The sequence below is a fragment of the Pandoraea cepalis genome (assembly GCF_902459665.1).
GTDB classification, from domain to species: domain Bacteria; phylum Pseudomonadota; class Gammaproteobacteria; order Burkholderiales; family Burkholderiaceae; genus Pandoraea; species Pandoraea cepalis.
Map to the genome: position 1 here is coordinate 53,982 of NZ_CABPSL010000010.1, position 26,544 is coordinate 80,525.

Below are 26,544 nucleotides of genomic sequence, written 5' to 3' on the forward strand. Positions count from 1 at the left end.
GAAATGAATTCCTGATATGCCAGGTATAACCATGAATAATTTGCGACGAATCGATCTGAATCTGCTGGTCACGCTCGATGTCCTGCTTGTCGAACAAAACGTGACGCGTGCCGCCGAGCGGCTGTATATGTCTCAGCCGGCGGTCAGTGTGCATCTTGCGAAGTTGCGCGATTTGCTCGGCGATCCACTTTTGCTGCCGGGGCCGCGCGGCATGCGCCCCACCGCGCGCGCAGAGGCGCTGCGCGGGCCGTTGCGCGATGCGCTTGAATCGCTGTCACGTGCCGTCTCACCCGCTGCGGCTTTCGATCCGGCCAACGCCGACTTGACCTGGCGTATCGCCGCCACCGATTACACGGAGTCGACCCTGGTACTGCCAGTGCTTCAGCGCCTGCGAGCGGCGGCGCCACGCACGCGGCTGGCGGTGTTCGATCTGTCGCCGTCGCGCGTTGCCCGGCAGGCGGAGCAGGGTATCGTCGATATCGCGTTTCACACAACGGATGGCGCACCACAGGGCTTGCGTCGCAAGGCCCTGTTCGCGGAGCGCTATGTTCTGGTGGGACGGCGCGGGCATCCGAAGCTCAAACGACGGCCCACGCTCAAGCAGTTTTGCGAGCTGGAGCACGTCATTGTGTCGCAGGACGGAGGCGGCTTTCATGCGAGCACTGACGATGCCCTCGCGAGGCTAGGGGCGTCGCGGCGCGTCGTCCTGTCCGTGCCGCATTTTCTCTTCCTGCGATCCGCGCTCGCCAGCACGGATCTGGTGGCGATGGCCCCCGAACGCCTCGTTCGCGACGATCCGGCGTTGCAGGTGACGACGCCGCCCGTCGACCTGCCGGGCTTCGAGATCTCGATGTACTGGCACGAGCGTGTGCATCGCGATCCGTCGCATCAATGGCTGCGGGAATGCATCGCTAGCGTCGTGTGACCTTCAGCTCGGGCGAACGAGCGTGCGGCGCTCGTAGTCGCGCGATCCCATCTCGGCCAGTCGGCTGATCGTGCGCGACAGATCGCGCCAGTCGCGCAGCGCATCGAGCGCGGGAATGAGCGGCATGTCGGACGCGATCAGCAACGTGCGTTGGCGGTCATAACAAATGTCGATCAGCCACAGGAATCGTTGCAGGGTGTCGGGGCGCTGGAGCCGTTCGACGTGCAGATCGCCCACGATCAAGGAGGGCCAGCGCTCGGCGAGCGCGAGGTAATCCAGATGCGAGCGATGTGCGACGCAAAGGTCGTCGAAATTGGCCCACAGCACGCGCGCGCCTGCGCTTTGTGCCCGCAGTGCACGGCCGGCGATCGTCACCGTCGACGGATTTGACGCGGGTCGCCCCTCCAATTCGGCATAACGCAGCGGCAAGAGCTCGCGCGCTTCGTCGGGTGGCGCGATCCAGCGCGGTAGCTGTGCCGCTTCGCCGCCCATGCGGTAGTCGGTGGCGCCGTCGAAATGCACGACCGCGAAGCGTTGCAGAATCACGGCGATGGTCGGTTCGAAACGCTCGTGAAACTCGGGGTCCGGCAACAACTGCTGCGGCGCATAGTTCGACGTCAGCACCAGCCGCACACCCCGCGCCAGCGCGATGTCGAGAAATCGCCCGATCAGGAAAGCATCGGCAATGTCGTGGACGTGAAATTCGTCGAAACACAGTAACGCAACGCCGTGGAGCCAGCGATTCGCCACCGCCGAGAGTCGGTCGTCGCATGCCGGCTCGCGCACGAGTTGCCGATGGATGTCGCGCAGGAATTCGTGAAAGTGCACGCGCCGCTTCTCGCACTCGGCGACGGCGAAGGCGGCGTCCACGACGAGGCTCTTGCCGCGCCCGGGGAGTCCGTAGCAGTAAACGCCGTCGAAGGGCGGCTTGGCGGTCCCCAGCAGTGCGGTGAGAGCGGCGAGGGCGTCACGTTGGCGAAGGTCGGGACGGACGTGGCGCTCAGCCAGCGCCCGCGTCACGCGCGCAATGTCGATCATGTAAAGCAGACTCCGGATAGCAGCAGCCGGCGTACCCGGCCGGCCAATGGGGGCCACTATACCGACGCTGCGCGGTTCCGGCTAATTTGGACTGCGGTGCGAAATCCGCGCATTTCGGCGTCGCCTGATCGCCCGCTCACCTCGTCGCCGCGATGGCATTGCGCAAAGACGCGGCGGATGCGCTAACGTATGGGCTCTGCGTAGGTCCGCATCCCTCAAGAGGACGTCAGGCATGTCTCACCCCTTCGATCCGGAACGCTATTTTCAGCGCATCGGTTACACCGGCCCGCGTGAAGCAACGCTCGATGTTCTGCGCGCCATCCACTCGCTCCATCCGCTGGCCATTCCGTTCGAGAATCTCGACCCGATTCGTGGCCAGCCGGTCGACGTCGAGCTGCCGTCGGTCGTTGCCAAGTTGCTCGATGGCGGACGCGGCGGCTACTGCTTCGAGCAGAACGCGCTGTTCGCCAACGCGCTGACCCATCTCGGGTTTGTCGTCACCCCGTTGATCGGACGCGTCGTGTGGGGGCGCTCGTTTGATGGGGAAGCGCCACTCACGCACATGCTGCTGCGCGTCGATCTCGACGGCGAGGCCTGGCTGGCCGATGTGGGTTTCGGCTCCGTCACGCTCACCGCGCCGCTGCGCCTGCATTCGGCGCAACCCCAGTCGACCCTGCTGGAAACGTTCCGACTGGAGACGGTTCGCACGGAGGACGGCGGGCCACCCAGCGAGTACCGCCTGAGCGTGCGCTCCGCCGACAAGTGGTTGCCTGTTTATCGCTTCGCGCCGAAACCCGCCGAGTGGATCGACTACAAGCTGGGCAATTGGTACACGTCGAGCGCGCCCGATTCCATCTTCCGAAATCAGCTCATCGTCTGCCGTGTGCTGCCGCTCGGACGCATTGCGCTACTCAACACAACGCTGACGGAGCGCTCGGCGCAAGGCGACGTTGTGGCGGAAACCGACATCGCGTCGGCGGCGCAACTCGCGCAAGTGCTGAGGGAACGCTTCGGCCTGAAGCTCGAAGGCATCGACATCGACGCTTTGTACGACCAGGTGCGCGCCTGTGCCGCCAAGGCTGCTGGCTGAACGTTGTAGGCGCCATGAACTCGCCCGGCGTGTCAAACGACAAGGCCGCCTCCTGAGGGAGGCGGCCTGCGTGTCTTTGTTCCGTCGTCGTCAGGCGGCGGGCTGCGCGTCAGTGTGCCGACGTCGTGCCGGGCCACAGTCGCACGGCGAGCGCGGCGAGGGCCGCCAGCGTGGCGAGCGACGCGACGCCCGTCCAGCCCCAGTGCGCCAATGCCTGAGCACCGAGTGCCGCGCCGATCGACATGCCGATGAAGACGCCGACGAAAAGCACGGCGTTCAGACGGCTGCGGGCGGCGGGTTCGATGCCGTACACGATGGTTTGATGCGAGACCAGCGCGACCTGCACGCCCAGGTCGAAGCCGATGGCGGCCAGACCGATCAGCCACAGTTGGGCATGGGCGCCGAGCATGGGCGCGAACAGCATCGCGGCGAATGACACGGCCACCAGGCTCGCCCCAAGACGGGTGACGATCTGCGGCCCCTTGCGATCCGCGATGCGACCGGCCAGCGGTGCGCCGAGTGCCCCGGCCGCGCCTGCCAGACCGAATGCCCCCGCCGCCGCCGCGCCCAGATGGAACGGGGCGTCGTGCAGCATGACGGCGAGCGTCGACCAGAAGGCGCTGAAGCCGACCGACAGCAGGCCCTGCGCCAATGCCGCCCGGCGCAGCGCCGGATGACGACGCCACAGGCCGGCCACCGAACCGAGCAATTGACGATAGGTCATCTGCGTCGTCGGATGGAACGACGGCAGGGCGCGCCACGCCACCACGCCGAAACCGGCCACGCTGATGGCGGCGACGACATACATCGCCCGCCAACCGAAGTTCTGGGCCACGAACCCGGACACCACGCGCGAGAGCAGAATGCCCAACAACAGTCCGGTCATCACGGTGCCGACGACTCGGCCCCGGATCGATTCGGGCGCGATCGCGGCCGCGGCGGGTACGATGTCCTGTGCCATCGTCGCGGTCAGCCCGATGGCCAGACTCGCGGCGAGCAGCGTGCCAATGCCCGGCGCAAAGGCGGCCAGCAGCAGCGCGAGCGTGAGAATCGCGCCCTTGACGAGCACGATACGACGCCGGTCGATAATGTCGCCGAGCGGCACCAGCAGCAGAATGCCCAGCGCGTAGCCGAGCTGGGTGAGCGTCGGCACCCAGCCGACGGTCGTGTTGGCGGCGTGGATGTCGTCGGTCATGATGCCGAGCATCGGCTGGGCGTAGTACAGCGAGGCGACCGTCAGGCCGGTGCCCGTTGCCAGCAGCAGGATCAGCCGGGCAGACAACTCGGGCTGCGGCCGTGCGGCGGCTTGACTCGCGCCGGCGGCGTTGGAAATCTGAGCAGAACTCATGAGGTGAGGCTCCAATTGCAAGGTACGGGGCGTAGTGTCGCGCTTGGTGCAGTGCGGTGGTAGGCCTATAATCCGTACAACCTTTATACGTGTTGCGTATGACAGAGCCTCCTCATGCCCCTGCCTTTGGTACCGATGCGCCCGCCGGCCGAGGCGGCGGCGCCGACCGCGTCGAGCTGATGCAGACGTTCGTGCGCATCGTTGAGGCTGGCAGTCTGTCGGCCGCCGCAGCGCTGCTCGGCACCACGCAGCCGACCGTCAGCCGGCGTTTGCAGATGCTCGAACGCTCGCTGGGACTTCGCTTGCTGCAACGCTCGACGCATCGCATGAAGCTCACCGAGGACGGTGAGCGTTGCTTCGTCCGGGCGAAGGAACTGGTGACGAGCTGGGAGGCGTTCGAAGCCGATCTGCGCGGCACCGGCGACGACCCGGAGGGCACCTTGCGCGTGCTCGTGCCCCACGCGTTCGGTCAGGAAATGATGATCGGCCCGCTCGCGGACTTTCTAGAGCGCTATGCCGGGATGAAGGTGCATTGGTTCTTGCAGGACCGCGAGCCCGATTTCATTGCGGAAGGCATCGACTGCGCGATTCACGTGGGCGAACTGCGCGACCCGTCGAATGTGGCGATTTCATTGACTGACGTGCCGCGCATCGTCGTGGCGTCGCCCGACCTGCTGCGCGGACGTGCGTTGCCTTCGCACCCCTCGGACCTGGCCTCGTTGCCGTGGCTCTCGCTCACCACGTTCTACCGCAACGACATCACGCTCACGCACGAGCAAACGCACGAGACGGCCCGCGTCACATTCGATCCGCGCATGAGCACGGACAACCTCTACGCATTGCGCAGTGCCGCATTACGCGGGTTGGGTGTGGCAGTCTGTTCGGCGTGGTTGATGGCCGAGGACGTGGCGCAGGGGCGCCTGATCCAGCTCATGCCGCCATGGCGCTCGACGGCCTTGCCGATGTACCTCCTCTACCCGTACGCAAAGTACTATCCTGCCCGGCTGCGCCGTTTCATCGAAGCGATGCGCGCGGCCATTCCCGCCGTGATCGACGCCGAGCAACGCAAGATTCGCTGATCGCGATCAGACCAGCCGCAGTTGTCCCGATTGGCCTTGCAACAGGGCGTCATTGCGCTGGGCGGCGTCGCGTAAATAATCCCACAGCACCGTAATGCGCTTGAGCGAGCGCAGTTCCTCGTGGCAATAGATCCAGAAACTGCGCGTGACGACCACGTCGTCGACGAGCAGCGGTACCAGCCGGGCGTCCTGCGCGGCCATGAAGCACGGGAGGATTGCCAGCGCCTCGCCCTGCAATGCCGCCTGATACTGGGCGATGACGCTCGTGCTGCGCAGCACGACATTGCCCCCGGGCACGATGTCCTCCAGATAACGCAACTCGTTGCTGAACGTCAGTTCGTCGACATAGCTGATGAACCGGCGTCCGGACAGATCCGCGAACGTCGCGACGTCGCCGTATTGCGCGAGATAACCGGGCGTCGCATACAACTGCAGACGGTAGTCGCACAGCTTGCTGCACACATACGGCCCGCGCTGGGGGCGTTCGATGGTGATCGCCAGATCGGCCTCGCGTTTCGACAGGCTCACGAAGCGCGGCACGGGTAGCACGTCGAAGGCGATGGCCGGGTATTCGCGCTGAAAGCGTGAGAGGACCGGCGTGACGAAGTACGTGCCGAACGCTTCCGTCGAGCCGATACGAACGTGGCCCGAGAGCGTTTGCCCGAGCCCCGCCACCTGCTCGCACGCCGATTGCAGCGTGGTCTCCATTTGCTCCGCGTAGACGAGGAGCTGCTGCCCTTCGGGCGTCAGCGCAAAGCCCGCGTTGCGCGATTTGTCGAACAACAGCGTGCCGAGCGAGTGCTCCAGCGCGCGCACCCGTCGCGAGACCGTCGTGTGATCGACCCCCAGGCGTTGCGCCGCCGCGCTCACGCGCTGTGTGCGCGCGACCTCCAGGAAGTAGCGCAAGTCGTCCCAGTCGGGACGCGGCTCCGCCCCCGAAGCGCCAGCGATGCCCGACGGTCGTGCCGCGGCGGTGCGAACCATTACGCGCTCTCCTATGTGTATTTGTGCACAAAGTAGATGCATATATTCGCTATGTAAAGCAAATTCGCACAAATACAATTCATGAGCGCCGCGCATAGACGGCGACGACGAACGCATACAAGACCTGAAGGAGACAAAGCGATGAAGATCAAGCCGTGGTTGCTCGCGCTGGGATTCGGCGCGAGCTTGGGGTTGATGTCGATGGCCGGGATGGCGCAGTTGCCGGACCGCCCGGTGAAGGTGGGCGTGCTCACCGACATGTCGGGACCGTATTCGGCGATGGGCGGTGCCGGCTCGGTCGCGGCCGCGCAAATGGCGATCGACGATTGTCTGGCGGCCGAGTGCAAGGGCATGAAGATTGCGCTGGTGTCGGCCGACAACCAGAACAAGGCCGACGTCGCCGCCAACAAGGCCCGGGAATGGTTTGATCGCGACAATGTCGATGCGATTGCCGATCTCACGAACTCGGCGGCCGCCCTGGCGGTGCAGAAGATCGCCATGGACAAGCAACGCGTGACGTTGTTCTCGGGGCCGGCGACCACGCGACTGACGAACGAAGACTGTTCGCCCACGGGCTTTCACTGGATGTTCGACACCTACTCGCAGTCGGCGGCAACCGCGCGCGCCGTGGTCGGTGACGGTGGCAAATCGTGGTACTTCATCACCGTCGACTATGCCTTCGGACACTCCCTGGAGAAAGACGCCGCCGACATCGTGAAGACACTCGGCGGCACGGTCCTGGGACAGTCGCGACATCCGCTCAATGCGTCCGACTATGCGTCGTTCCTGTTGCAGGCGCAAAGCTCGAAGGCACAGGTCGTGGCGCTCGCCAACGGCGGGCAGGACACCGTCAACGCGCTCAAGCAGGCACGCGAATTCGGCATTGTGCAACGCGGGCAGAAGTTGGCGGCGCTGCTGGTCTTCCTGTCGGATGTTCATGCGCTCGGCCTGAACACGGCGCAGGGCTTGTTGTTTACCGATGGCTTTTACTGGGATCAGGACGACGCCTCGCGTGTCTGGTCGGCCCGCTTCCAGAAAAAGTACAAGGATCTCAAGCCGACGATGGTGCAGGCGGGCGTGTATTCGAGCGTGTTGCATTACCTGCGCGCGGTGGCGGCGTCTCAGAGCGTGGATGCCAAGGTGGTCGCGCAGAAGATGCGGGAAATGCCGATTCGCGATCCGATCATGCACAACGCCTCGATTCGTCCGGACGGGCGCGTGATCCACGACATGTACCTGTTCCGCGTAAAGTCGCCGGCCGAGTCGAAAGGCCCGTGGGACTACTACACCAAGGTCGCCACGGTGCCCGCGACGGAAGCCTTCCAGCCGTTGTCGAAATCGACATGCTCGCTCGTGAAGACGAGCACGGCGGCAAAGTGAGCGACGCTTGATCGTCATGGGATCGTCGCGGCGCAGGCCTCGCTGCGATTGCCTATCTTGTAATTGCCGGCGGCGCTGCGTGGTCATTCACAGTAGCCCGCCTTCCACCGAACCCTGAAGTCATTCGCAGTCTTTTCGCCCCCGAATCCTCGCATTCGTTTCCATCAGGAGAGCATGTCATGTCCCTACCCACCATTCCGCTGCTGATCGACGGCAAGCGCGTCGAGTCGAAGTCCTCGCAGTGGCGCGACGTTGTGAACCCGGCCACGCAGGAAGTCGTCGCACGCGTGCCGTTTGCCACGACGGAAGAACTCGATGCCGCCGTGGCGTCGGCCAAGGCGGCCTACAAGGGCTGGCGCAATACGTCGCAAGCCAACCGCATGCGCGTGATGTTGCGCTTCCAGCAGTTGCTGCGCGAGCACACCGGCGAACTCGCCGAGTTGATCACGCGTGAGCACGGCAAGACGCTGCCCGACGCCGAAGGCGAAGTCGGACGCGGCCTCGAAGTCGTCGAACACGCATGCTCGATTGCCTCGCTGCAGTTGGGCGAGTACGCGCAGAACGCCGCGGGCGGCGTTGACGTCTACACGCTGATCGAGCCGCTGGGGGTGTGCGCCGGGATCACCGCGTTCAACTTCCCGGTGATGCTGCCGTGCTTCATGTTCCCGCTGGCGGTGGCCACCGGCAACACGTTCGTGCTCAAGCCGTCGGAGCAGGATCCGAGCGCGTCGTTGCGCCTGGCCGAACTCGCGCTCGAAGCCGGCCTGCCGCCGGGCGTGCTCAATGTCGTGCATGGCGGGCCGGACATCGCCAACGGCATTTGCGATCACCCGGACATCAAGGCCGTGTCGTTCATCGGTTCGACGCATGTTGGCACGCATATCTATCGTCGCGCCTCGGAGGCGGGCAAGCGCTGCCAGGCGATGATGGGCGCGAAGAACCACTGCGTGATCCTGCCCGACGCGGATCGCGAGCAGGCCATCAACCACCTGCTGGGCGCGGCGTTCGGCGCGGCGGGGCAGCGTTGCATGGCCACGTCCGTGGCGGTGCTCGTGGGCGAAGCGCGCGCGTGGGTGCCTGAGCTGGTGGCGCGTGCGCGCGCACTCAAGGTGGGTCCGGGCTCGGACCGCACGGCGGATCTCGGCCCCGTGGTGTCGAAGCAGGCGCGTGCGCGCGTCGAGAAGCTCATCGGCGACGGCGTGGAGGAGGGCGCGAAACTGCTGCTCGACGGCCGCGGCCACACCGTCAAGGAAGCGCCCGATGGCAACTTCGTCGGTCCGACGATTTTCGACGATGTCACGGCCGACATGTCGATCTACCGCGACGAGATTTTCGGACCGGTGCTGTGCATGACGGGCGTCGATACGCTCGATGAAGCGATCGCCTTCGTCAACGCCAATCCCAATGGCAATGGCGTGGCGCTGTTCACGCAGGATGGCGGGGCGGCACGCCAGTTCCAGAACGAGATCGACGTTGGGCAGGTCGGGATCAACCTGCCGATTCCGGTGCCGGTCGCCTGGTTCAGCTTCACCGGGTCGCGTGCGTCGAAGCTGGGCGATCTGGGGCCGAACGGCAAACAGGCGATTCTGTTCTGGACGCAGACCAAGACCGTGACGGCACGCTGGCAAGCGCGCGGCACGGGCCCGGCGGGCGTGAACACGACGATCACGTTGAAGTAACGCGCACGACGCTTTCGGAGATACGGAGACAGACGATGGCTACGGAAACGCAACAAAAGGGCTGGCGTGTCGCCTTCATCGGGCTCGGCAACATGGGCGGACCGATGGCGGCGAATCTGGTGAAGGCGGGGCATGCGGTGCGCGGCTTCGATTTGTCGGACGCGGCGCTCGCGCGACTCACGGCGGCCGGTGGCACGGCGGCCACTTCGATTGCCGACGCCGTGCGCAACGCTCAGGTGGTCATCACGATGCTGCCCGCCGGCGAACATGTGCTCGCGGCGTACGATGGCCCGGACGGTGTGCTCGCGCACGCCGCGCCGGACGCCGTGCTGATCGACAGCAGCACGGTGCCGCCGGAAATTCCACGCCAGTTGGCTGCGCTCGCGCGTCCGGGCACGCCGTTGCTCGACGCGCCGGTCTCCGGCGGCACGGCGGGGGCGGCCGCGGGCACGCTCACGTTCATGGTGGGCGGCGATGCGGCGCTCGTCGAGCGCATGCGGCCGCTGCTCGGCAACATGGGACGGGCGATTCATCACGGCGGGCCGCTGGGCGCGGGGCAGACGCTCAAGCTGTGCAACAACATGCTGCTGGGTATTCTGATGGCGGGCACGAGTGAGGCGCTGCGTCTGGGGATCGCCAACGGACTCGACCCGAAGGTGCTCTCGGCCGTCATGCAGCAAAGCTCCGGGCGAAACTGGACGCTGGAGGTCTACAACCCGTGTCCGGGCGTGATGGAGAATGCGGCGTCGTCGCGGGGTTACACCGGCGGTTTTGCCACGGATCTGATGGCGAAAGACTTGCGTCTCGCCCACGGGGCGGCGGCGGCCGCCGACGTGGCGACCCCGCTCGGCGATCTGGCGCGGCGCATCTTCGAGGTGCATCGGGCCAACGGGCACGGCGCGCTCGACTTCTCGAGCATTTTCCAGGACCCGGTCACGCTGGCGCAGGCATTGGCCGTGAAGTAACGGTTGTCCGGCAAGGCCATTGAAACGCCCGTCGGCTTAGCGGCCGACGGGCGTTGTCTTTGCGGATCACGGCAGCCGTGTCGACGTCAGCCAGCGATCATGCGATGCAGTTGGTCGAGTTCCTGGTTGACGGCGCGTTGCTCGTCGCCCGACAGGCCGCCGCCGTGTTGCGCGGCCATGTCGCGGGTTTCCTGCGCAATGGCGTCAAGGCGGCGGTGCAACGCATAGCCGCGCGGCGGCGGATAATAGCCTTGGTTGACGTGATTGTCGATGTCGCGCGATTCATTGCCGATACGGCGGTCGATCTGCTCGCGACGTTGCACGGCCACGGTATGCGGGTCCGGCGCCACGATGACGCGCGCCGCAGGCGCTTGACGCGGCGGTTCGACCACGCAGCCCGACAGACTGCCGAGCACGCCGGCGAGTCCGGTCAGCAGCGCGATGGCTGCCAGTCCGCGTAGCTTGCCGGTCCCCCCGGCGGTGTGAGGCGTGAGGTATGGGACGTTCATGATCGTTATTGAGTCCTGGTGTACGCCAAGGCGGCGTAATGCGATTTTCGCCAGCCGTCCGAGCGGCGCACAGCGATGTTGCAATCGGTTGCAACCATTTCAAACCGGCCGATATGGGCGTATCATCCCGGCGCAACGGCTCCCCCCACAGCCAGTCCTTCCGCGCTTGCGAGCGCCTCCATTCCCCCATGATCGTCCGACCCAATCTGAACTGGCTGCGCATGCTCTTTGTCGTGCGCGGCTCGATCGTTCCCAAGATTGCCCCGCAGCTCATTTTCACCACCCTCATCTCGATCGCCGTCACGTTGGCCCACGGACGCGTCTTCGAATGGAAGATTCCGCTCACGTTCGTGCCGTTCTCGCTGATCGGCATCACGCTCGCGATTTTCCTCGGCTTTCGCAATACCACGAGCTACGCCCGCTACTGGGAAGCCCGGATGCTCTGGGGCAGCGTGCTCAATGAGACGCGCGCGCTGGCCCGTCAGTCGATGACGCTGGTGTCCGATACCTCGGAATCGTCGCGCTTCGTCGCCTATCTCATCGCCTTCGTACACGGCATGCGCCATCAGTTGCGCGGCACGGACCCGCAGGCCGACTTCGAACGGCTGCTCGACAAAACGGACGTGGCCTGCCTCGCCCGCAAGCAGTTCAAGCCCATCGCGATCCTGCTCATGGCGGGCGAATGGCTCCGGGAACGCCGCTCGCGCGGGCAGATCGAAGCGCCGCTCGCGCAGGTCATGGAGATGCATCTGGATCGGCTCGGCGAAGCCATCGGCGGCTGCGAGCGCATCGCCACCACGCCGATCCCGTTCACTTACGGTGTGATCCTGCACCGCGTGACCTATCTCTACAGTCTGCTGCTGCCCTTCGGTCTGGTCGATTCGATCGGTCCGATGACGCCGGTGGTCGTGGCCTTCCTCTCGTACACCTTCTTCGCGCTCGAAGCGGTCAGCGCCGAAATCGAGGAGCCGTTCGGGCTGGAGCCGAACGATCTCGCGCTCAACGCCATGTCCGAGACCATCGAGCAATCGCTGCGGGAAATCCTCCATCGCCAGCACACGGCCCGCCTGCGCCCACGCAACGAACATCACATCATTACCTGACGATTCTGATACTAAAGTCCTTGCTTTACTTTTTTGAGCGCCTATACTCAAGTACATGCTTGACCATGACATCACCCTCGATCTGACCTTTCAGGCGCTGGCCGACGCGTCACGCCGCGCGATGCTTGCGCGGCTGGCGCAGGGGCCGGCGTCGGTGAGCGCGCTCGCGCAGCCGCTGGCGATGTCGTTGCAGGCGGTCATGCAGCACCTGGCCGTACTTGAGAGTGCGGGGCTGGTGCGAACGGAAAAGGCCGGACGCGTGCGAACGTGCCGGATCGAACCCCAGGCGCTGAGCCTTGCCGAGCGATGGATTCATCAGCGCCGTCACGAGTGGGAGGGCCATCTCGACCGATTGGGCGAGTATCTGGCCAGCCTGCCGCCCGAAGGAGGAGTTCATGAGGACAGCCAGTGAAGCCATACCCGAAACGCAGCCGCGTCCGTTGAGCGTTGGTCGGACTTACGCAACCACGCGCGAAACCGTATTTCTCGCCTGGACCCGCACCGATGCCGTGAAGCGATGGTTTTGCCCGACCGGCTACACCGTGCCCGAAGCGAAGATCGATGCCCGCGTGGGTGGCGTTTTCGACCTGCGCATGCAATCGCCCGAAGGGGAGTCGCATTGGATTCGCGGGCGTTTCATCGAGATCGACGCTCCGGCACGTCTGGTGATCGACATGGAAGTGACCGACGCGAAGGGACAGGCGCTGTTCGGCGCGCGCACGACGGCGCAATTCACGGAAGTGGGGCAAGGCACGCGGTTGGATGTCGAGCAGCGCTACACCGTTCACGATCCCGCGTTCGCCTGGATGCCCGCTGGGGCCGGTCAGGGCTGGGCACAGACGCTCGATAAGCTGGGCCGCGAGGTCATGCGCGACGCGGAGGCGCCAACGCAGCGCAGTGTGGTGCATGCGACCTTTCGCATCGAGCGTCAGTACGCCGCGTCGCCTGCGCGCGTGTACCGTGCGCTGACCGAGCGCGACGCCAAGGATCGCTGGTTCGCCAGAAGCGATGGCCTGACGTTGCTCGAGCGCTCCATGGATGTGCGCCCCGGCGGCCGCGAGGTGGCGAAAGGGCAGTGGGCAAGCGGCATGGTGTCCACGTTCGACGCGCTGTACTTCGATGTCGTGCCCGATGCGCGGCTTGTCTACACCTACGAGATGCATCTGGATACGCGCAAGATCTCGGTGTCGCTCGCGACGATCGATCTTCGTGCGCATGATGGCGGCACGCAACTCGTCATGACCGAGCAGGGCGCGTTCCTGGACGGCTACGACGACGCGGGATCGCGCGAACGCGGTACCCAGCAGTTGCTCGATGCCCTCGGCGCCTCGCTCGTCGACTGAGCCCCCACCCGCACGTTTGCCCAACGCTTACGACGCCGCTGTGCCCCGTTTCCCGGGGGGCAGCGGTGTTCGTCGCAGCGCGATTGCCCCATTGTGGTGCGTCGATTCTCATCGAAAGCCGCAATAGTTCCTCGACAAATATCGCGTTTTTCATCTCGGCGGCGAGTTCTAGACTTCCTTCCATCGACGGCGCAATTGAAAACAAAGTCGTCGCAAACTAGACAGGAGTTAAGAAAATGAACCGCAAGAACATCGCAATCGCCCTTATTGCCGCCGTGGCTTCGTTCGGTGCTGTAGCCAGCAACGCTGCCGAGAACGGCAACAACTACCCCGAGATCGCCTCGCAAGGTCAGCCGCTCACGCGTGCCGCCGTGTTGGCTGATCTGGCACAGGCCCGCGCTCAAGGGCTGATCCCGAACGGTGACGCCGACTATCCGGTCTATGTCGCTTCGGCCTCGACCAAGAGCCGCGCCGACGTGAAGGCCGAACTGGCGCAGGCACGCGCGCAAGGCCTTGTGCCGCAGAACGACGTCGACTACCCGATCGTCGCCTCGCAAGGCCCGAGCGCCACGCGCGCTGGCGTGAAGCAGGAACTGGCGCGTGCCCGCGCCGCAGGTGAGCTGAACGTCAGCCAAGGCAGCTGATCGCCGGCCGGCTGTCGCCGTAACGTCAAAAGCCGTCCCGAGGGAAAATCCTCGGGACGGCTTTTTGTTCGTCCGACGAATCGAGATTGGGCGCTCAGGCGCGGCGGTCTTCGGCCGCGGGCGTGTCCGGGGTTCGTGACGCCAGTGCGTCGGTGGGCGTCGGGGCAGGGGCCGTGTCGGGCGCGCGCTCGCCGTCCCAACCGAACGTGACGTGTCGCCGCGCATGACGCTGCTCGCGCTCGCGTGCCATCTGCTCTTCGAACTGGCGGCGGCCTTCCTTGGCGGTGGCGACCATCGCCTTGCGATCCTGGTAAGCGGGATACATCTCGTCGGTCAGTTGCAGATTGGCGCGCCGGAAGGCCATCGCCGCCTCTCTCGCCTCGGCCGCCGGCCAGCCCAGGGTTTCAAGCACCGACCGCGCACTGCGCAACGACGACTCGAAGACTTCCCGTTCAATGTGTTCGACGCCACGATCGCGAAGCTGGAACAGATGGCCGACGTTGCGCGCCCGCGCCACGATGGGCACGTCGGGGAAGTGTTCGCGCAACAGGTCGACGATTTCCAGGGACTGATCGACGTCGTCCACGGCGACGACTACCGCGCGGGCATGTGCCACGCCCGCGATACGCAGCAGATCGAGCCGTGTCGCGTCGCCGTAGAACACCCGGAAGCCAAACTGGCGCAGGCTCTCGATGGTGTCGGGATCGTGATCGAGCACGGTCACCGAAACGCCCTGCGGCACCAGCGTGCGGCCAACGATTTGCCCGTAGCGTCCAAAGCCGCAGATCACGACGCTGGCCGACTGCGGCTCGTCGATCTCTGCCATGCGGGGCGATCCCGTCACGCTGTAGCGCGGCAGCAGCCACTTGTCGATGCCCACGAGCAGCAGCGGCGAGACCAGCATCGAGAGCGCGACGGCGCCGATGAGGAACGACGACACCGCCGGAGGCAGCACTTGCGGTCCGGCCGACTGGAACACCACGAAGGCGAATTCACCGCCCTGTGCCAGCAGCAGCGTGAAGATCGGCCGTTCTTGATAGGGCAGTTGCATCCACCGCGACACCCCGTAGATGGCCAGTCCTTTGAGCGCCATGAAGCCGATGACGACGGCGATCATGCGCAGCGGTTGCGCGAGCAGCACACCGAAGTCGATGCTCATGCCGACGGCAATGAAGAACAGCCCGAGCAGAAGCCCCTTGAACGGTTCGATGTCGGTTTCCAGCTCCCGCCGGTATTCGCTCTCGGCAAGCAGCACGCCGGCGAGGAACGCGCCGAGCGCCATCGACAGGCCGACCCATTGCATCAGTGCCGCGATGGCGACGACGAGCAACAGCGACGCCGCCGTGAAAATCTCCGGCGTGCGGCTGTTGGCGATCCAGCGCAGCAGCGGGCGCAACGCCAGCCGCCCGCCAAGGATGATCGCCGCAATCACGCCGACGATTTTCAGGGCTTCGAGCGCGCGCGCCGTCCCGGTCATCACGTGGCTGTCGAAAGAATTGGCCAGCAAGGGTAGCAGCGCGAGGATCGGGATCGCGGCAACGTCCTGGAACAGCAGGATCGAAAAGCCCGCCTGGCCGCTCGGGGTGCCGAGCAGATTGCGCTCGGCCATCACCTGCAAGGCGATCGCGGTCGACGAGAGCGCGAGGCCCAGGGCCGCGACGAGGGCGATACGCCACGGCGCGCCGAGTGCGACGCCCGCCGCGAAGAGCAGCACCGCGCACCCGACGACCTGCGCCGAGCCCCATCCGAAGATCGGCCGTCGCAGATTCCACAGGCGTCGTGGTTCCAGTTCGAGGCCGACAAGAAAAAGCATGAGCACCACACCGAATTCGGCGAAATGCAGCACGTCTTCGACGCGCGCGACAAGACCGAGTCCCCAGGGGCCGATGGCGATCCCGGCGGCGAGATAGCCGATGATCGCGCCGAGTCCCAGCGCACGCGACAGCGGCACGACAATGACCGCCGCGGCAAGGTAGATCAGGCTGGCAAGCAACCAGGCCGGCACGTGTTCCATCAGGCGGCCCTCCCTGAGCTTGCATTCGTGGTGCCGGCCACGTCGGCGACGCCGGTTGCGCAGCGCGGACGATCCGCGACCGGAATGTCCTGACACTCGGGCGCGTCTGCCATGGAAATCAGCTCGGGCCATTGCGGGTACGTGGCAAGCTTGCCGGCAAACGCGCTCACGTGGGCATCGAGTGCGGCATCGTCGCTGCGTCGCGCGCCAAAGAACACGTGCGGGGGCAGGAAGCGCATGTTGCACAGGCGCGCCATCTGCTCGTAGGGCGGCAGGAACGCCGAGAACTCGTGCTCGTTGTAGCCCTCGGGGCGATAGCTCGCCTGTGGCCCGCCGGCACTCGCCACGAGCCAGAAGTCCTTGTTCGCGAGCGCATGTCCGTCATGGCCGTACGCCCAGCCCCACGACAGCACTTCGTCGAGCCAGAGCTTCTGCAACGGCGGCATGCTGTACCAGTAGATCGGATGGACGAGCACGACCAGGTCGGCACGCGCCACGCGCTGTTGTTCGGCCGCAATGTCGATGCTGAAGTCGGGATACGTCGAGTACAGGTCGTTGACGTCGACACCTGCGATGCTGCGAGCGGCGTCGAGCAGGCGGTGATTGACGCGAGAGTCGCGCCAGCGCGGGTGCGCCACGATGACATAGACGGCTCGCGTCGGCGCATCGTGACGGGGCGCGCCGTCGATGTCCGGGACGGCGGTGGGGAGAGGGGAAGGCGCGGGGGCAGTCATGCGGGGGAGCATACCGCATTCGTCTGGCGCCCGACATCACGTCGGGCACCGCCGGGCGTTGCCTGCGGCAGTCCATTCGAGATCGCGTCCGATACTGCTGCGTGGCGAACACAGACGCGATGTCAGGCTAAAGACTGCGGTCGCGAAAGCCGTTAAGGCAGGATAAGCGCTGCGCAGATTCTGCAGGCGGCGGCAGGCCGAACGGCATACCGCACGTCACACGACGAATAACCAGAACCCTGACGCCGGTGGAGCATCCGTGCTCACGCCGGCGCAATACCGACATGTCGCCGCAATCCTTTCGTACTACCGTCAATCTGATCTATCACGGCCGCAACGTCGCGCTGGCGCTTTTGCTCGTCGCCCTGATGTACAACCAGACGTTCTGGATCGTCGTGAGCGTTGCTGCGGCGGCGCTTTGCACCGGTGCGTTGCGCGAAGCGGCGCGGATGCCGGAGGAAGACGATCTGCCGCCGCGTCCGCTGGTCATCCAGGTACTGCGCATCTCGGTGCCGCTGCTGCTCACCATGTTCGCGCTAGGCTACGGCGCCGTGTGGATCAATCGCAATTTCGGCTGAGCCGGGCCTGCCCGCGCGCTCGCGCCTGGGCGCGAGGCGGGACAGCAAGCGGCGCGCTTACGACTGCGCCGGAAGCGCGTCGCGCGACTTGTGCAGCAGCGCGTTGCGGCGCGCATACGTGAAATAGATCCCCAAGCCGATGACGAGCCACACCACGAAGGCGACCCATGTGGTCGCTTGCAGGTGCGCCATCAGGAACAGGCACAGACCGGCGGAGATAAGCGGCACGACCGGGGCGCCGGGCACGCGGAACGCGCGCGGCAGGTCCGGGTGCGTGCGACGCAGTACCAGCACGGCGACCGACACCAGCGCGAACGCCGACAGCGTGCCGATGTTGATCAGCTCGGCGAGCACGCCCAGCGGCACGAAGCCCGCGATGACGGCGAACACCACACCAATGATCCACGTGCCGGCGAATGGCGTTTTGTGCGTCGGATGAATGCGCGAGAGCAGCGGCGGCAGCAGGCCGTCGCGCGACATGGCATACGTAATGCGGGTCTGGCCGTAGGTCATCACCAGGATCACGGTCGTCATGCCGAGAATCGCGCCCAGATCGACGAAGCCCGCGATCCAGTTCTGACCGGCATATTGCAGCGCCAGCGACACCGGGTGGTCCACGCCCGCGAACTTCGCGAACGGCACGATGCCGGTCATGATCGCGGCGACCGCCACATACAGCAGCGTGCAGACGATGAGCGAGCCGATTATGCCGATGGGCAGATCGCGGCCCGGATTGCGGACTTCTTCCGCTGCGGACGTCACGGCGTCGAAGCCGATGAACGCGAAGAACACGAGCGCGGCGGCGTTGAACATGCCGCCGGTGCCGAACGGCATGAACGGTGTCCAGTTGGCCGGTTTGACATGCCATACGCCCACCGCGATGAACAGCAGCACGACGCCGATCTTGATCGCCACCATCAGATTGTTGATGCGGGCGGACTCACGCACGCCGTACGACAGGACCCACGTGATGAGCAGCATGATGACCACGGCGGGCAGGTTGATGAAGGTCGTGACGCCGGGCACGCCGCCGGGTGCTGCCGTGATGGCGGCGGGCAAATGCAGACCGAAGCCTGCCGCGAGCGACTGGAAGTAGCCCGACCACCCGACCGAGACGGCCGACGAGGCCAGCCCGTACTCGAGCATCAGATCCCAGCCGATGATCCACGCGACGATCTCGCCGAGCGTGGCGTAGCTGTAGGTGTAGATCGATCCGGAGACGGGAATCGTCGACGCGAATTCCGCGTAGCACAGGGCCGCGAAGCCGCAAGCGGTGGCCGCGATGATGAACGAGAGCGTGAGCGCAGGGCCGGCGGTGAGGGCGCCGGTGCCTGTGAGCACGAAAATGCCGGTGCCGATGATGGCGCCGATGCCCATCAGGACCAGATCGACCGGGCCCAGCACCTTTTTGAGACTGCCGGTACGGCTCGCGACCAGCATGTTCTCGATGTTTTTGGTTCGAAAAAGACTCATGACCTGCAAAAGGTTCCTGCAACGTATGCCCCTGGCGTTCGCGTGGCGCGCCATCGGGGAATCCACGGGAGAGGTCTCCCGCGACCTGGCTGCAAGGGCACCCCGGGCTTGTGGCCGCTCGTTCCCATGCCTGGCGGAACACCACAGGGTGGGTCGAACCTCCTCGTTGCGCTAACGTCGCCGGTGCGCACGGCACCGATCTGTCGGCCGTCGGTAGCGTGCATGGGGATGCGCGCCGGATGCGGCAAGACGATAGGCAACCACGGCGCGCGCTACGCGCACCGGGGCGGGACGAACACGATCGAGACTTACGGAGGATCCTGCCGGACTGCCGTGTGCGTGGCGACTGTCGACGCGGCACATCGGAGAAGGGGGGGTCTGCAAGGTGGGTGCCCGTTCGACGCCGTGGCGTCGTTCGGGCGAAGGCTCGCTGTCCTGCGGTCCGGCCATCGGTGCCTGATCGGCGCCTCCGCCTGGCCGGAATTGCTCATATTTTAAGCGATTTTTCCCAAGGTGCGTACAGCGTCTGCTGAATTGGGGGCACATGGATGGAGGAGCCGTGGCGCGAGGGCCGCCGCGTCGCAGACAGGGCGACGCGCGCGGTTGGCGGGGTCAGTGGTTGGAACCGCCGGGGCCACCGCCCCCCGGACCGCCGCCGGGCGGACGTCCACCGTGTCCACCGCTCTGTCCGCCTGCGCGTCCCCCGCCTCGCCCACGATCATAGTCTGCGCGATTCCCCCCACCAGGCGGACGCGGACCCGCACTACCGCCGCCTCCCTGTGGACGCGGCCCCGGACTGGCGCCGTGCCCCGGGGGACGCGGCCCGGGCCCCGGGGCCGCACCGTGTCCGGGCGGGCGGTTCCCCGGTCCGGCCCCCGGTCCCGGCGGGCGAGGCCCTGCGCCGGGATAGTGGCCCCCGGGCGGACGTGGTCCGGCGCCTGGATAGTAGTGCCCCGGCGGCCGCGGTCGCGGGGGCGGGCGTTGCCAGTAGCGCTGATCGTGATACCACGGCCGGCCACGATAATAGTTGCCCCAGTACGCGCCGATCGAGAACGTCACGATGGGCAGCCCGATCATCGGGCCGTAGTTGAGCACGGGCACCGGGCTGCCCTGATACGGATAGCTGAGCAGCGCCGCGTAGATCCAGCCGCGCGCGCCGGGCAGGCCGATGTCGCACCACGAGTAATCGGACAGACAGCCGTAGACCGTCACGGGCATGCCCGCGCCGGTCTGGGCGACAACCGGGTAATCGACGGCCGGACCGGCGCGCACGTTGGCCGGCGCGTTGATCACCGCCTGCCCGGACTGCGCCGACGCCGCCTCCGGCAGCGCGACCAGCATCATGGCGCCCGCGAGCACGAGCGGCAAAGTCCATGTCTTCATGTCCGTCTCCTTGTCGTGACGGCGGTGCGTCCGGCACCCGTGACGCGCGGGCGGAACAGCGCCTTCGAAACGTGTCGATCAGTACAGCACGACCGAGCGGATCGACTCGCCGCGCTTCATCAGATCGAAGCCTTCGTTGATCTGGTCCAGACGCAGCGTGTGCGTGATCAGGTCGTCGATGTTGATCTTACCCTCCATATACCAGTCGACGATCTTCGGCACGTCGGTGCGACCGCGCGCCCCGCCGAACGCCGACCCCTTCCACTCGCGGCCCGTCACCAACTGGAACGGGCGCGTGCTGATCTCCTGACCCGCGGCGGCCACGCCAATGATGAACGACTGGCCCCACCCCTTGTGGCAGCATTCGAGCGCCTGACGCATGGTCGTCACGTTGCCGATGCACTCGAACGAGTAATCGGCGCCGCCGTCGGTCAATTGCACGATCGTGTCGACGACGTTTTCGTCCTCATTCGGATTGATGAAGTGCGTCATGCCGAACTTCTTGGCGAGTGCCACGCGCCCCGGGTTGATATCGACGCCAATGATCTTGTCGGCGCCGACCATCTTCGCGCCCTGGATCACGTTCAGGCCAATACCGCCGAGGCCGAACACCACGACGTTCGCCCCTGCCTCGACCTTCGCCGAATAGACCACGGCGCCCACGCCGGTCGTCACGCCGCAACCGATGTAGCAGACCTTGTCGAACGGCGCGTCCGAGCGCACCTTGGCGACGGCGATTTCCGGCACGACGATGTAGTTAGAGAACGTGGACGTGCCCATGTAATGGAAGATGGGCTTGCCGTCGAGCGAGAAGCGCGACGTGGCATCCGGCATCAGACCGCGGCCTTGCGTGCTGCGGATCGCCTGGCACAGATTGGTCTTGCGCGACAGGCAGAACTTGCACTGGCGGCATTCGGGCGTGTACAGCGGAATGACGTGATCGTCTTTCTTCAGGGTGGTGACGCCCGGACCAACGTCGACGACGACGCCCGCGCCCTCGTGCCCGAGAATGGCGGGGAAGATACCTTCCGGATCGGCGCCGGAGAGTGTGTAGTAGTCCGTATGGCAGATGCCGGTGGCCTTGATCTCGATCAACACCTCGCCGGCGCGCGGCCCTTCCAGATCGACTTCCTCGATGGTCAGGGGTTTGCCGGCCTCCCAGGCAATGGCGGCTTTGGTCTTCATGGCGATAATCCTCGTTGCAACGTCGTTCGGGGGAGTCCCTTCGCGACGTACCATACCGCGTTCTCAAGACGCGCGCGAGTCTTGACACGCCATGTCTGCGGAAATAGCGGGGCTGGGGGCAACAATCGCGGCTCGGCGGCGAGCGTCAGCGTCGCGCGCCGCTGCCCAGCGGTGCCACGATGTGATAAAAGCCGCCCATGTCGACCGGCCGAGCGAACCAGAATCCCTGCGCTTCGTCGCACCCCAGCTCGGTGAGCCGCTGGGCCTGCGCCTGCGTCTCCACGCCCTCGGCCGTCACGCGCAGGCCGAGCGAGTGGGCCATCGCAACAATCGCGCTCACGATGGCATGGCTGTGGGCATGCGTGAGCATGTCGCGCACGAAAGTCTGGTCGATCTTGAGGCGATTGACGGGGAAACGGGTCAGATAGGCGAGGCTGGCATACCCCGTGCCGAAGTCGTCGACGGCGATCTCGACACCCATGTCGTGCAGTGAGCGCAGACAACCGACCGCGGCGCTCGAGTCCCCGAGCAGCACGGTTTCCGTGATCTCGATCTCCAGGTGGCGAGGTTCCAGCGCATGCGCGCTCAGGGCACGCTCGACCATGCCCACGACGTCCTGCCGTGCGAACTGCTGCGCCGACACGTTGACGGAGATGCGCGGCAGATGGCCGCACCGCCGCAGCAGACGGCTCGCCTCGCGGCAGGCCGTTTGCATCACCCATTCGCCCAGCGGCAGGATCAGTCCCGAGGTTTCCGCGATCGGGATGAATTCTGCCGGCCCGATGACCCCCAGCGCCGGGTGACGCCAGCGCAGAAGCGTTTCTGCGTGGCGGATCTCGCCGTCGGACAGACTGACTTGCGGCTGGTACACGAGATGCAGTTGCGTGTGCGCCTGCTCATGCACCGCGACGCGCAACAGACTCTCGAGTTCGTTGCGCCGCCGCGTCTGCGCGTCCATCTCGCTGCTGAAGACGCGCAGTCCGCCACCGGCGGCGCTGGCGATACCCAGCGCAATGTGGGCGCGGCGCAGCAGCGTGTCGGGGGTATGGCCGTGTTCGGGATAGCTGACCAAGCCGATGCTCGCGTCGAGCGCGACGGCATTCTGGTCGACGTCGGCCCATTGGGCGAGCCGTGCCTGAATTCGAGCGGCGAACAGACGCGCGCCGTCGCCCGTTTCGTTGGTGACGATGACGAAACGGCTGCCGCCGAGGCACGCGAGGGCGTCTTCGGGGCCGCTGGCTTCGCGCAGGCGTTCCGCGGCGATGCGCAGCGCCAGCTCTGCGGTCGGTGGACCGAAGGTGCTGCGCAATTGGCGCAGGTGATCGAGTTCGATCAGCAAAACCGTCAGCCCGACCTGCTGGCGCGCGCACCGATGAATCGCCAGTTCGAGCCGTTCGTTGAGCAGCGTCTGGTTGGGCAACTGGGTGACCGGGTCGTGATGCGTGACGTACCAGAGCCGGGACGCCACCTGCACCTGTTGCGAGAGGTCGAGCACGATGCCCACCCAGCGTCGTTCGCCGGGGGCATGTTCGACGCAGGAAAGCGCCAGCCGTACGGGCAGCCAACTGCGCACATGTGTGAGCAGATGCCATTCGTCGTCGTACGGTACCGCTTCGGTAGCCGACAGACTGGCCAGCGCTGGCAGGCGACGACGCGTCAGCTCGGACGGATCGAGCAACGACAGGAAGCTGCGCTTGCCCAGCAGGTCATCGGGGCGATGGCCCGTCAGCCGCGTGAACGCGCCGTTCATTCGCTCGAGCATGCCGTCGTCCGTGCAAACGAACATGGCATAGGGCGCACTGTCGAGCGCGGCGCGGCTCAACTCGGCTTGTACGTCGGGCACCCGACGAGGCACGGGATCGTTCATGCCCGGTCCCCCCGAAAGCCGGCCAAGCCGGACTTCAGGAACGTCATGCAACACCTCCCTGGCGTCGCGATTTTTATCTCGAAAATCGAGAGATCGGATCGCCAAATTTCTTTTGTTTTTCAAATGGTTGTGCGTACCATTCTGCCATGAGGAAAGCGCGCGCGGGCAAGGGAAAACGCGGGGGCGATGGGGGTTCCGAAAATGCGTGGGCACGCGCATGCTGTGGGCTGTGATCCGCCGCAGGCGCGCCTTGAATCGCGGCGGCCAGCGACGGCAATACACCGCTCGCGGCGGGGGCGACCGGGGCATTGCTATGGCCCGAGCGCGATCCCTTCGGTATGATGCGGCCTGATTCACGCGGGTTTGCGCAGCACGCCGGTCAAGCGTCGCGTGACGTGCCCGCCACCACCGACATTCGGCAAAAGGAAGAGAGCGTTGCATAACGCGTGGACATCAACGAGCGGCATGACCCGGGGCCTCTGGCGCGAACGTCGGATGCCGCTTCGTCTGCGCGCGCCCCTGGCGTGTTTTCTGTGGCTCGTGTGCTGGGCCACGTTCGGCAGCGCATTTGCACAGACGCCGGAGCCCGCCGCTGCACCCAACGCGCGGGACGCCAACGTGCGACAGGTGGTGCTCGGCATCATCAGTTTCACCCGCTGGCCGACGGACCCCGCCAAGGTGCGACTGTGCGTGGTCGGCAATACCGACTACGCGCGCGATCTGCTCGCCGGGCCGTTGCCCACCCTGGGCTTGCCGGTCGAGGCGAAGCGTGTTGCGGTGACGGAGCCTGCCATTGGTTCGTCATGCGACGCGTTGTATCTCGGTGCCGTGAGTGACACCGAGCGTCGGCAATTGCTGGCGAACCTCGCCGGTCACCCCATCCTGACGATCAGCGAGCGGAACGACTCATGCACGCTCGGGGTCATGTTCTGCCTGAACGTCGATACGGAGCGAGTGACGTTCGACATCAACCTCGACACCGTTGCGCGGAGTGGCGTTCGTGTCCACCCCAACGTGCTCAAGCTGGCACGAAAGCCGGGGACACCATGACGACCCATCGTCCTTCATCCCCGCCCTTGCCGCCCGGCGCGTCGTCGGTCGCCGGCCTGCTGCCTGCCGATGCGTCGGCCGAAGGCGAACGTGAGCCGCCGTTGGCGACATCGCATCTCGCGGCGCCCGACCCGATGCGCGGTCGCCGGCCGTCGTTGCAGGGCATGCTGCGCCGTACCCACTTGCGTCTGGCCGTGTCCGCCGTCGTGCTCGCAGCGGTCTCGCTGTCGCTGGTGGCGTGGATCGCCTTGCGCGCGTATGCCGAGAACAATCTTCTGCTGATCGGGCGCTCGCTTGCCTACACCACGGAGGCCGCGGTCGTGTTTGGCGACCGCCTGGCGGCTCAGGAAGCGATTGCGCTCATCGCGAGCGACGAGGACCTTGCTCAGGTGCGGGTGTTCGATGCGAACAATGCGCCGTTCGCGCAGTGGCGTCGTCCGGACGGCGGCGCCCTGACACAAGTCGAGCGCGTGATCGCGAACGTCGCGCTGCCCGGACCCGTGACAATGCCGATTCGTCATGACGGAAAAGTCGTCGGCACTATCGATGTGCAGGGGCAGGGGCATCAGTTCTTCCTTTTCCTGCTGAGCGGGGTAGGCGGCGTGCTCGCCTGCCTGCTGGTGACGTTCGCCGTGGCGAACGTCCTGGCCAAACGGATGCACCGCGATATCGTCAAACCGTTGCGGGCACTGGCGGAAGTGGCGCACGCGGTGCGCCGCGAGCGAGCGTTTCATCAGCGCGTGGCGGCGACGCCACTGGCAGAACTGAAGGAACTCGGCGATGACTTCAACGCACTGCTCGACGAATTCGAGGGGTGGCAGAATCACTTGCGCGCGCAAAATGCCACGCTCGCGCACCAGGCCAATCACGATCGGCTGACGGGGCTGCCGAACCGGGCGTATTTCGAATCGCGCCTGGTGCAGGCGCTTGCCGACGCGCGCGAAATGGGCACGCACGTCGCGCTGCTCTATCTCGACAGCGACCGTTTCAAGGAAATCAACGACCAACGAGGGCACGGTGCGGGTGACGTGGTGTTGATGACCATTGCCGAGCGTCTGCGCCAGCCGCTGCGCGAGGGCGATCTGGTGGCGCGTCTGGGCGGCGACGAGTTCGCCGTCATGCTCGTGGGCGTGCGACAGACGTCGAATGCCGTGCGTCTCGCGCAGAGTCTGCTCGTGGCGATGGAAAAACCGATTGTGCTGCCGGATGGCGGCGAAATCGTCACATCGATGAGTATCGGTGTCGCGTTGTACCCGACCCACGCCGAGGACGCCGCCGCGCTGCTGCGCACGGCGGACGCGGCCATGTATCAGGCCAAGCGTGCTGGCGTCGGCACCTGGTTTGTGGCGGGGAGTCCCAAAGGGTGAACCAACGTGAATTGCGCCATGCTGGATGAACACCATAACCATAATTGACGACCGGATGACACACTGCCATGGGATCTGCTTTGGACTTCGCTGTTGAAACGCACGACACGCACGACTCGCATTCTGACCTTTCGCACCGCGCAATGGTGGCCCGTGGCGCTCGCGCCCTCGCTCGATGGAAGGCGTTGGCTCGCAGGCTGATGGGGCTGGTGTGCCTGGTGGGATTTGCCGCCCTGGCGGGCTGCCAGACCACGCCCGTGCACGGCCTGACGGCCGAGCAGATCGCGGCGCTGAAATCTGAAGGCTTTACGCAAACCGACGACGGTTGGGAGTTCGGCTTGTCCGACAAGGTGTTGTTCGATACCGACGAGTTTGTGATTCACGATGCGGCACGCCAGACAGTGGCTCGCATCGGCCGCACGCTCCTGAAGGTTGGCCTGAACAGCGTGAGCGTCTATGGTTATACCGATTCAGTGGGCAGCGATACCTACAACGAGCAGCTTTCGGCCCGCCGCGCCGACGTGGTGGCCAACGTGCTGGTCGAGGCGGGCATGCAGCGTGCAGCCATTCAGACGATCGGGGCAGGCAAGCGCAATCCCGTTGCGGATAACAGCACGGCGACCGGCCGCGCCCAGAACCGGCGTGTTGCCATCGTGATCTCCACGCGCTGAGCGACGACACATCCCGTTTCGCTCTGCCAAACCTGGGGGGCCGCGGTCCCCTCGGTAGTGACGTCAACCTTTGCCAACGACCACAATCAGGCACAATGACGGCTGCCGCCGGGCGATTCCGGCTGAACTGCCCAC

At 65.7% G+C, this 26,544-nt stretch carries 24 protein-coding genes; 14 read left to right on the forward strand and 10 right to left on the reverse strand.

Annotated features, from left to right (window positions below; genetic code table 11):
• The first annotated feature begins 31 nt into the window (after window positions 1-31).
• Window positions 32-925 carry a LysR substrate-binding domain-containing protein gene (locus tag PCE31106_RS13905; protein ID WP_150563652.1) on the forward strand — a complete coding sequence of 298 codons (894 nt, stop codon included), beginning with the start codon at window positions 32-34 and terminating at the stop codon, window positions 923-925.
• Window positions 926-928: 3 nt separating this feature from the next.
• Here the strand turns inward: PCE31106_RS13905 and zapE are convergent, their stop codons facing one another.
• A complete protein-coding gene (zapE, locus tag PCE31106_RS13910) occupies window positions 929-1,963 on the reverse strand; it encodes a cell division protein ZapE (protein ID WP_150563653.1) in 1,035 nt (344 codons plus the stop codon).
• Window positions 1,964-2,195: 232 nt separating this feature from the next.
• On the opposite strand from zapE, the gene PCE31106_RS13915 reads away from it, so the two are divergent.
• Window positions 2,196-3,053, forward strand: a complete 858-nt coding sequence (locus PCE31106_RS13915; protein ID WP_150563654.1) for an arylamine N-acetyltransferase family protein — start codon at window positions 2,196-2,198, stop codon at window positions 3,051-3,053.
• A gap of 109 nt (window positions 3,054-3,162) precedes the next feature.
• On the opposite strand, the gene PCE31106_RS13920 is transcribed toward PCE31106_RS13915, so the two are convergent.
• Entirely contained in the window at window positions 3,163-4,401 is a 1,239-nt protein-coding gene (locus tag PCE31106_RS13920) for an MFS transporter (RefSeq protein WP_150563655.1), read from the reverse strand.
• Between the two features lie 98 nt (window positions 4,402-4,499).
• On the opposite strand from PCE31106_RS13920, the gene PCE31106_RS13925 reads away from it, so the two are divergent.
• On the forward strand, window positions 4,500-5,480 hold the full coding sequence (locus PCE31106_RS13925; RefSeq protein WP_150563656.1) for a LysR family transcriptional regulator: 981 nt from the start codon (window positions 4,500-4,502) through the stop codon (window positions 5,478-5,480).
• A 6-nt stretch (window positions 5,481-5,486) separates the two neighbouring features.
• On the opposite strand, the gene PCE31106_RS13930 is transcribed toward PCE31106_RS13925, so the two are convergent.
• On the reverse strand, window positions 5,487-6,464 hold the full coding sequence (locus tag PCE31106_RS13930; RefSeq protein ID WP_017234827.1) for a LysR family transcriptional regulator: 978 nt from the start codon (window positions 6,462-6,464) through the stop codon (window positions 5,487-5,489).
• Window positions 6,465-6,605: 141 nt separating this feature from the next.
• On the opposite strand from PCE31106_RS13930, the gene PCE31106_RS13935 reads away from it, so the two are divergent.
• The 3 genes from PCE31106_RS13935 (at window position 6,606) to mmsB (ending at window position 10,488) form a co-directional block, all read left to right on the forward strand.
• Window positions 6,606-7,844: an ABC transporter substrate-binding protein gene (locus tag PCE31106_RS13935; protein ID WP_150563657.1), complete on the forward strand. Its 1,239-nt coding sequence runs from the start codon at window positions 6,606-6,608 to the stop codon at window positions 7,842-7,844.
• Between the two features lie 179 nt (window positions 7,845-8,023).
• Window positions 8,024-9,523 (forward strand): CoA-acylating methylmalonate-semialdehyde dehydrogenase, encoded by a 1,500-nt coding sequence (locus PCE31106_RS13940; protein ID WP_150563658.1) that lies wholly within the window; start codon window positions 8,024-8,026, stop codon window positions 9,521-9,523.
• A 35-nt stretch (window positions 9,524-9,558) separates the two neighbouring features.
• Window positions 9,559-10,488, forward strand: coding sequence for a 3-hydroxyisobutyrate dehydrogenase (gene mmsB / locus PCE31106_RS13945; RefSeq protein ID WP_150563659.1), 930 nt, complete (start codon window positions 9,559-9,561; stop codon window positions 10,486-10,488).
• Between the two features lie 86 nt (window positions 10,489-10,574).
• Here mmsB and PCE31106_RS13950 read toward each other — a convergent pair whose 3' ends face one another.
• On the reverse strand, window positions 10,575-10,997 hold the full coding sequence (locus PCE31106_RS13950) for a hypothetical protein (RefSeq protein ID WP_017234831.1): 423 nt from the start codon (window positions 10,995-10,997) through the stop codon (window positions 10,575-10,577).
• Between the two features lie 188 nt (window positions 10,998-11,185).
• Here PCE31106_RS13950 and PCE31106_RS13955 point away from each other — a divergent pair, with 188 nt between their 5' ends.
• The 4 genes from PCE31106_RS13955 (at window position 11,186) to PCE31106_RS13970 (ending at window position 14,087) form a co-directional block, all read left to right on the forward strand.
• Window positions 11,186-12,100, forward strand: a complete 915-nt coding sequence (locus PCE31106_RS13955) for a bestrophin family protein (protein WP_017234832.1) — start codon at window positions 11,186-11,188, stop codon at window positions 12,098-12,100.
• Window positions 12,101-12,155: 55 nt separating this feature from the next.
• Window positions 12,156-12,512, forward strand: coding sequence for an ArsR/SmtB family transcription factor (locus PCE31106_RS13960; protein WP_017234833.1), 357 nt, complete (start codon window positions 12,156-12,158; stop codon window positions 12,510-12,512).
• Window positions 12,496-13,443 carry an SRPBCC family protein gene (locus PCE31106_RS13965; protein ID WP_150563660.1) on the forward strand — a complete coding sequence of 316 codons (948 nt, stop codon included), beginning with the start codon at window positions 12,496-12,498 and terminating at the stop codon, window positions 13,441-13,443. The genes PCE31106_RS13960 and PCE31106_RS13965 overlap by 17 nt, the downstream gene beginning before the upstream one ends.
• Before the next feature lie 236 nt (window positions 13,444-13,679).
• Window positions 13,680-14,087: a DUF4148 domain-containing protein gene (locus tag PCE31106_RS13970; RefSeq protein WP_017234835.1), complete on the forward strand. Its 408-nt coding sequence runs from the start codon at window positions 13,680-13,682 to the stop codon at window positions 14,085-14,087.
• A 94-nt stretch (window positions 14,088-14,181) separates the two neighbouring features.
• Here PCE31106_RS13970 and kefC read toward each other — a convergent pair whose 3' ends face one another.
• On the reverse strand, window positions 14,182-16,101 hold the full coding sequence (gene kefC / locus PCE31106_RS13975; RefSeq protein WP_150563661.1) for a glutathione-regulated potassium-efflux system protein KefC: 1,920 nt from the start codon (window positions 16,099-16,101) through the stop codon (window positions 14,182-14,184).
• Entirely contained in the window at window positions 16,101-16,847 is a 747-nt protein-coding gene (gene kefF / locus PCE31106_RS13980; protein ID WP_174975190.1) for a glutathione-regulated potassium-efflux system oxidoreductase KefF, read from the reverse strand. The genes kefC and kefF overlap by 1 nt, the downstream gene beginning before the upstream one ends.
• A 272-nt stretch (window positions 16,848-17,119) precedes the next feature.
• On the opposite strand from kefF, the gene PCE31106_RS13985 reads away from it, so the two are divergent.
• Window positions 17,120-17,413, forward strand: a complete 294-nt coding sequence (locus tag PCE31106_RS13985; protein ID WP_017234838.1) for a hypothetical protein — start codon at window positions 17,120-17,122, stop codon at window positions 17,411-17,413.
• A gap of 57 nt (window positions 17,414-17,470) precedes the next feature.
• On the opposite strand, the gene bcaP is transcribed toward PCE31106_RS13985, so the two are convergent.
• The 4 genes from bcaP to PCE31106_RS14005 all read right to left on the reverse strand — a co-directional run bounded on the left by bcaP (window position 17,471) and on the right by PCE31106_RS14005 (window position 23,321).
• Entirely contained in the window at window positions 17,471-18,886 is a 1,416-nt protein-coding gene (gene bcaP, locus PCE31106_RS13990; protein ID WP_150563662.1) for a branched-chain amino acid transporter BcaP, read from the reverse strand.
• 612 nt (window positions 18,887-19,498) lie between these two features.
• On the reverse strand, window positions 19,499-20,269 hold the full coding sequence (locus tag PCE31106_RS13995; protein WP_150563663.1) for an SH3 domain-containing protein: 771 nt from the start codon (window positions 20,267-20,269) through the stop codon (window positions 19,499-19,501).
• Window positions 20,270-20,347: 78 nt separating this feature from the next.
• Window positions 20,348-21,454, reverse strand: a complete 1,107-nt coding sequence (locus tag PCE31106_RS14000; protein WP_150563664.1) for an S-(hydroxymethyl)glutathione dehydrogenase/class III alcohol dehydrogenase — start codon at window positions 21,452-21,454, stop codon at window positions 20,348-20,350.
• Window positions 21,455-21,599: 145 nt separating this feature from the next.
• Window positions 21,600-23,321, reverse strand: coding sequence for a putative bifunctional diguanylate cyclase/phosphodiesterase (locus PCE31106_RS14005; RefSeq protein WP_150563665.1), 1,722 nt, complete (start codon window positions 23,319-23,321; stop codon window positions 21,600-21,602).
• A 465-nt stretch (window positions 23,322-23,786) separates the two neighbouring features.
• Here PCE31106_RS14005 and yfiR point away from each other — a divergent pair, with 465 nt between their 5' ends.
• The 3 genes from yfiR (at window position 23,787) to yfiB (ending at window position 26,409) form a co-directional block, all read left to right on the forward strand.
• Window positions 23,787-24,371, forward strand: a complete 585-nt coding sequence (gene yfiR, locus PCE31106_RS14010) for a regulatory sequestration protein YfiR (protein ID WP_254441050.1) — start codon at window positions 23,787-23,789, stop codon at window positions 24,369-24,371.
• A 134-nt stretch (window positions 24,372-24,505) separates the two neighbouring features.
• Window positions 24,506-25,738: a diguanylate cyclase DgcN/YfiN gene (dgcN, locus tag PCE31106_RS14015; RefSeq protein ID WP_150563706.1), complete on the forward strand. Its 1,233-nt coding sequence runs from the start codon at window positions 24,506-24,508 to the stop codon at window positions 25,736-25,738.
• A 68-nt stretch (window positions 25,739-25,806) separates the two neighbouring features.
• Window positions 25,807-26,409, forward strand: a complete 603-nt coding sequence (yfiB, locus tag PCE31106_RS14020) for an outer membrane lipoprotein YfiB (RefSeq protein WP_367649268.1) — start codon at window positions 25,807-25,809, stop codon at window positions 26,407-26,409.
• Window positions 26,410-26,544 lie beyond the last annotated feature (135 nt).

What these genes read in the sequence shown, in the direction of transcription:
- kefC (WP_150563661.1), bottom strand. Translation starts at nt 16,101, where the DNA reads ATGGAACACGTGCCGGCCTGGTTGCTTGCCAGCCTGATCTACCTTGCC.
- PCE31106_RS13930 (WP_017234827.1), bottom strand. Translation starts at nt 6,464, where the DNA reads ATGGTTCGCACCGCCGCGGCACGACCGTCGGGCATCGCTGGCGCTTCG.
- PCE31106_RS13960 (WP_017234833.1), top strand. Translation starts at nt 12,156, where the DNA reads ATGCTTGACCATGACATCACCCTCGATCTGACCTTTCAGGCGCTGGCC.
- PCE31106_RS13985 (WP_017234838.1), top strand. Translation starts at nt 17,120, where the DNA reads ATGTCGCCGCAATCCTTTCGTACTACCGTCAATCTGATCTATCACGGC.
- PCE31106_RS13955 (WP_017234832.1), top strand. Translation starts at nt 11,186, where the DNA reads ATGATCGTCCGACCCAATCTGAACTGGCTGCGCATGCTCTTTGTCGTG.
- bcaP (WP_150563662.1), bottom strand. Translation starts at nt 18,886, where the DNA reads ATGAGTCTTTTTCGAACCAAAAACATCGAGAACATGCTGGTCGCGAGC.
- kefF (WP_174975190.1), bottom strand. Translation starts at nt 16,847, where the DNA reads ATGCTCCCCCGCATGACTGCCCCCGCGCCTTCCCCTCTCCCCACCGCC.
- PCE31106_RS13935 (WP_150563657.1), top strand. Translation starts at nt 6,606, where the DNA reads ATGAAGATCAAGCCGTGGTTGCTCGCGCTGGGATTCGGCGCGAGCTTG.
- PCE31106_RS13905 (WP_150563652.1), top strand. Translation starts at nt 32, where the DNA reads ATGAATAATTTGCGACGAATCGATCTGAATCTGCTGGTCACGCTCGAT.
- PCE31106_RS13925 (WP_150563656.1), top strand. Translation starts at nt 4,500, where the DNA reads ATGACAGAGCCTCCTCATGCCCCTGCCTTTGGTACCGATGCGCCCGCC.
- PCE31106_RS13915 (WP_150563654.1), top strand. Translation starts at nt 2,196, where the DNA reads ATGTCTCACCCCTTCGATCCGGAACGCTATTTTCAGCGCATCGGTTAC.
- PCE31106_RS13940 (WP_150563658.1), top strand. Translation starts at nt 8,024, where the DNA reads ATGTCCCTACCCACCATTCCGCTGCTGATCGACGGCAAGCGCGTCGAG.
- dgcN (WP_150563706.1), top strand. Translation starts at nt 24,506, where the DNA reads ATGCGCGGTCGCCGGCCGTCGTTGCAGGGCATGCTGCGCCGTACCCAC.
- yfiB (WP_367649268.1), top strand. Translation starts at nt 25,807, where the DNA reads ATGGGATCTGCTTTGGACTTCGCTGTTGAAACGCACGACACGCACGAC.
- yfiR (WP_254441050.1), top strand. Translation starts at nt 23,787, where the DNA reads ATGACCCGGGGCCTCTGGCGCGAACGTCGGATGCCGCTTCGTCTGCGC.
- PCE31106_RS14000 (WP_150563664.1), bottom strand. Translation starts at nt 21,454, where the DNA reads ATGAAGACCAAAGCCGCCATTGCCTGGGAGGCCGGCAAACCCCTGACC.
- PCE31106_RS13970 (WP_017234835.1), top strand. Translation starts at nt 13,680, where the DNA reads ATGAACCGCAAGAACATCGCAATCGCCCTTATTGCCGCCGTGGCTTCG.
- PCE31106_RS14005 (WP_150563665.1), bottom strand. Translation starts at nt 23,321, where the DNA reads ATGAACGATCCCGTGCCTCGTCGGGTGCCCGACGTACAAGCCGAGTTG.
- mmsB (WP_150563659.1), top strand. Translation starts at nt 9,559, where the DNA reads ATGGCTACGGAAACGCAACAAAAGGGCTGGCGTGTCGCCTTCATCGGG.
- PCE31106_RS13965 (WP_150563660.1), top strand. Translation starts at nt 12,496, where the DNA reads ATGAGGACAGCCAGTGAAGCCATACCCGAAACGCAGCCGCGTCCGTTG.
- PCE31106_RS13995 (WP_150563663.1), bottom strand. Translation starts at nt 20,269, where the DNA reads ATGAAGACATGGACTTTGCCGCTCGTGCTCGCGGGCGCCATGATGCTG.
- zapE (WP_150563653.1), bottom strand. Translation starts at nt 1,963, where the DNA reads ATGATCGACATTGCGCGCGTGACGCGGGCGCTGGCTGAGCGCCACGTC.
- PCE31106_RS13950 (WP_017234831.1), bottom strand. Translation starts at nt 10,997, where the DNA reads ATGAACGTCCCATACCTCACGCCTCACACCGCCGGGGGGACCGGCAAG.
- PCE31106_RS13920 (WP_150563655.1), bottom strand. Translation starts at nt 4,401, where the DNA reads ATGAGTTCTGCTCAGATTTCCAACGCCGCCGGCGCGAGTCAAGCCGCC.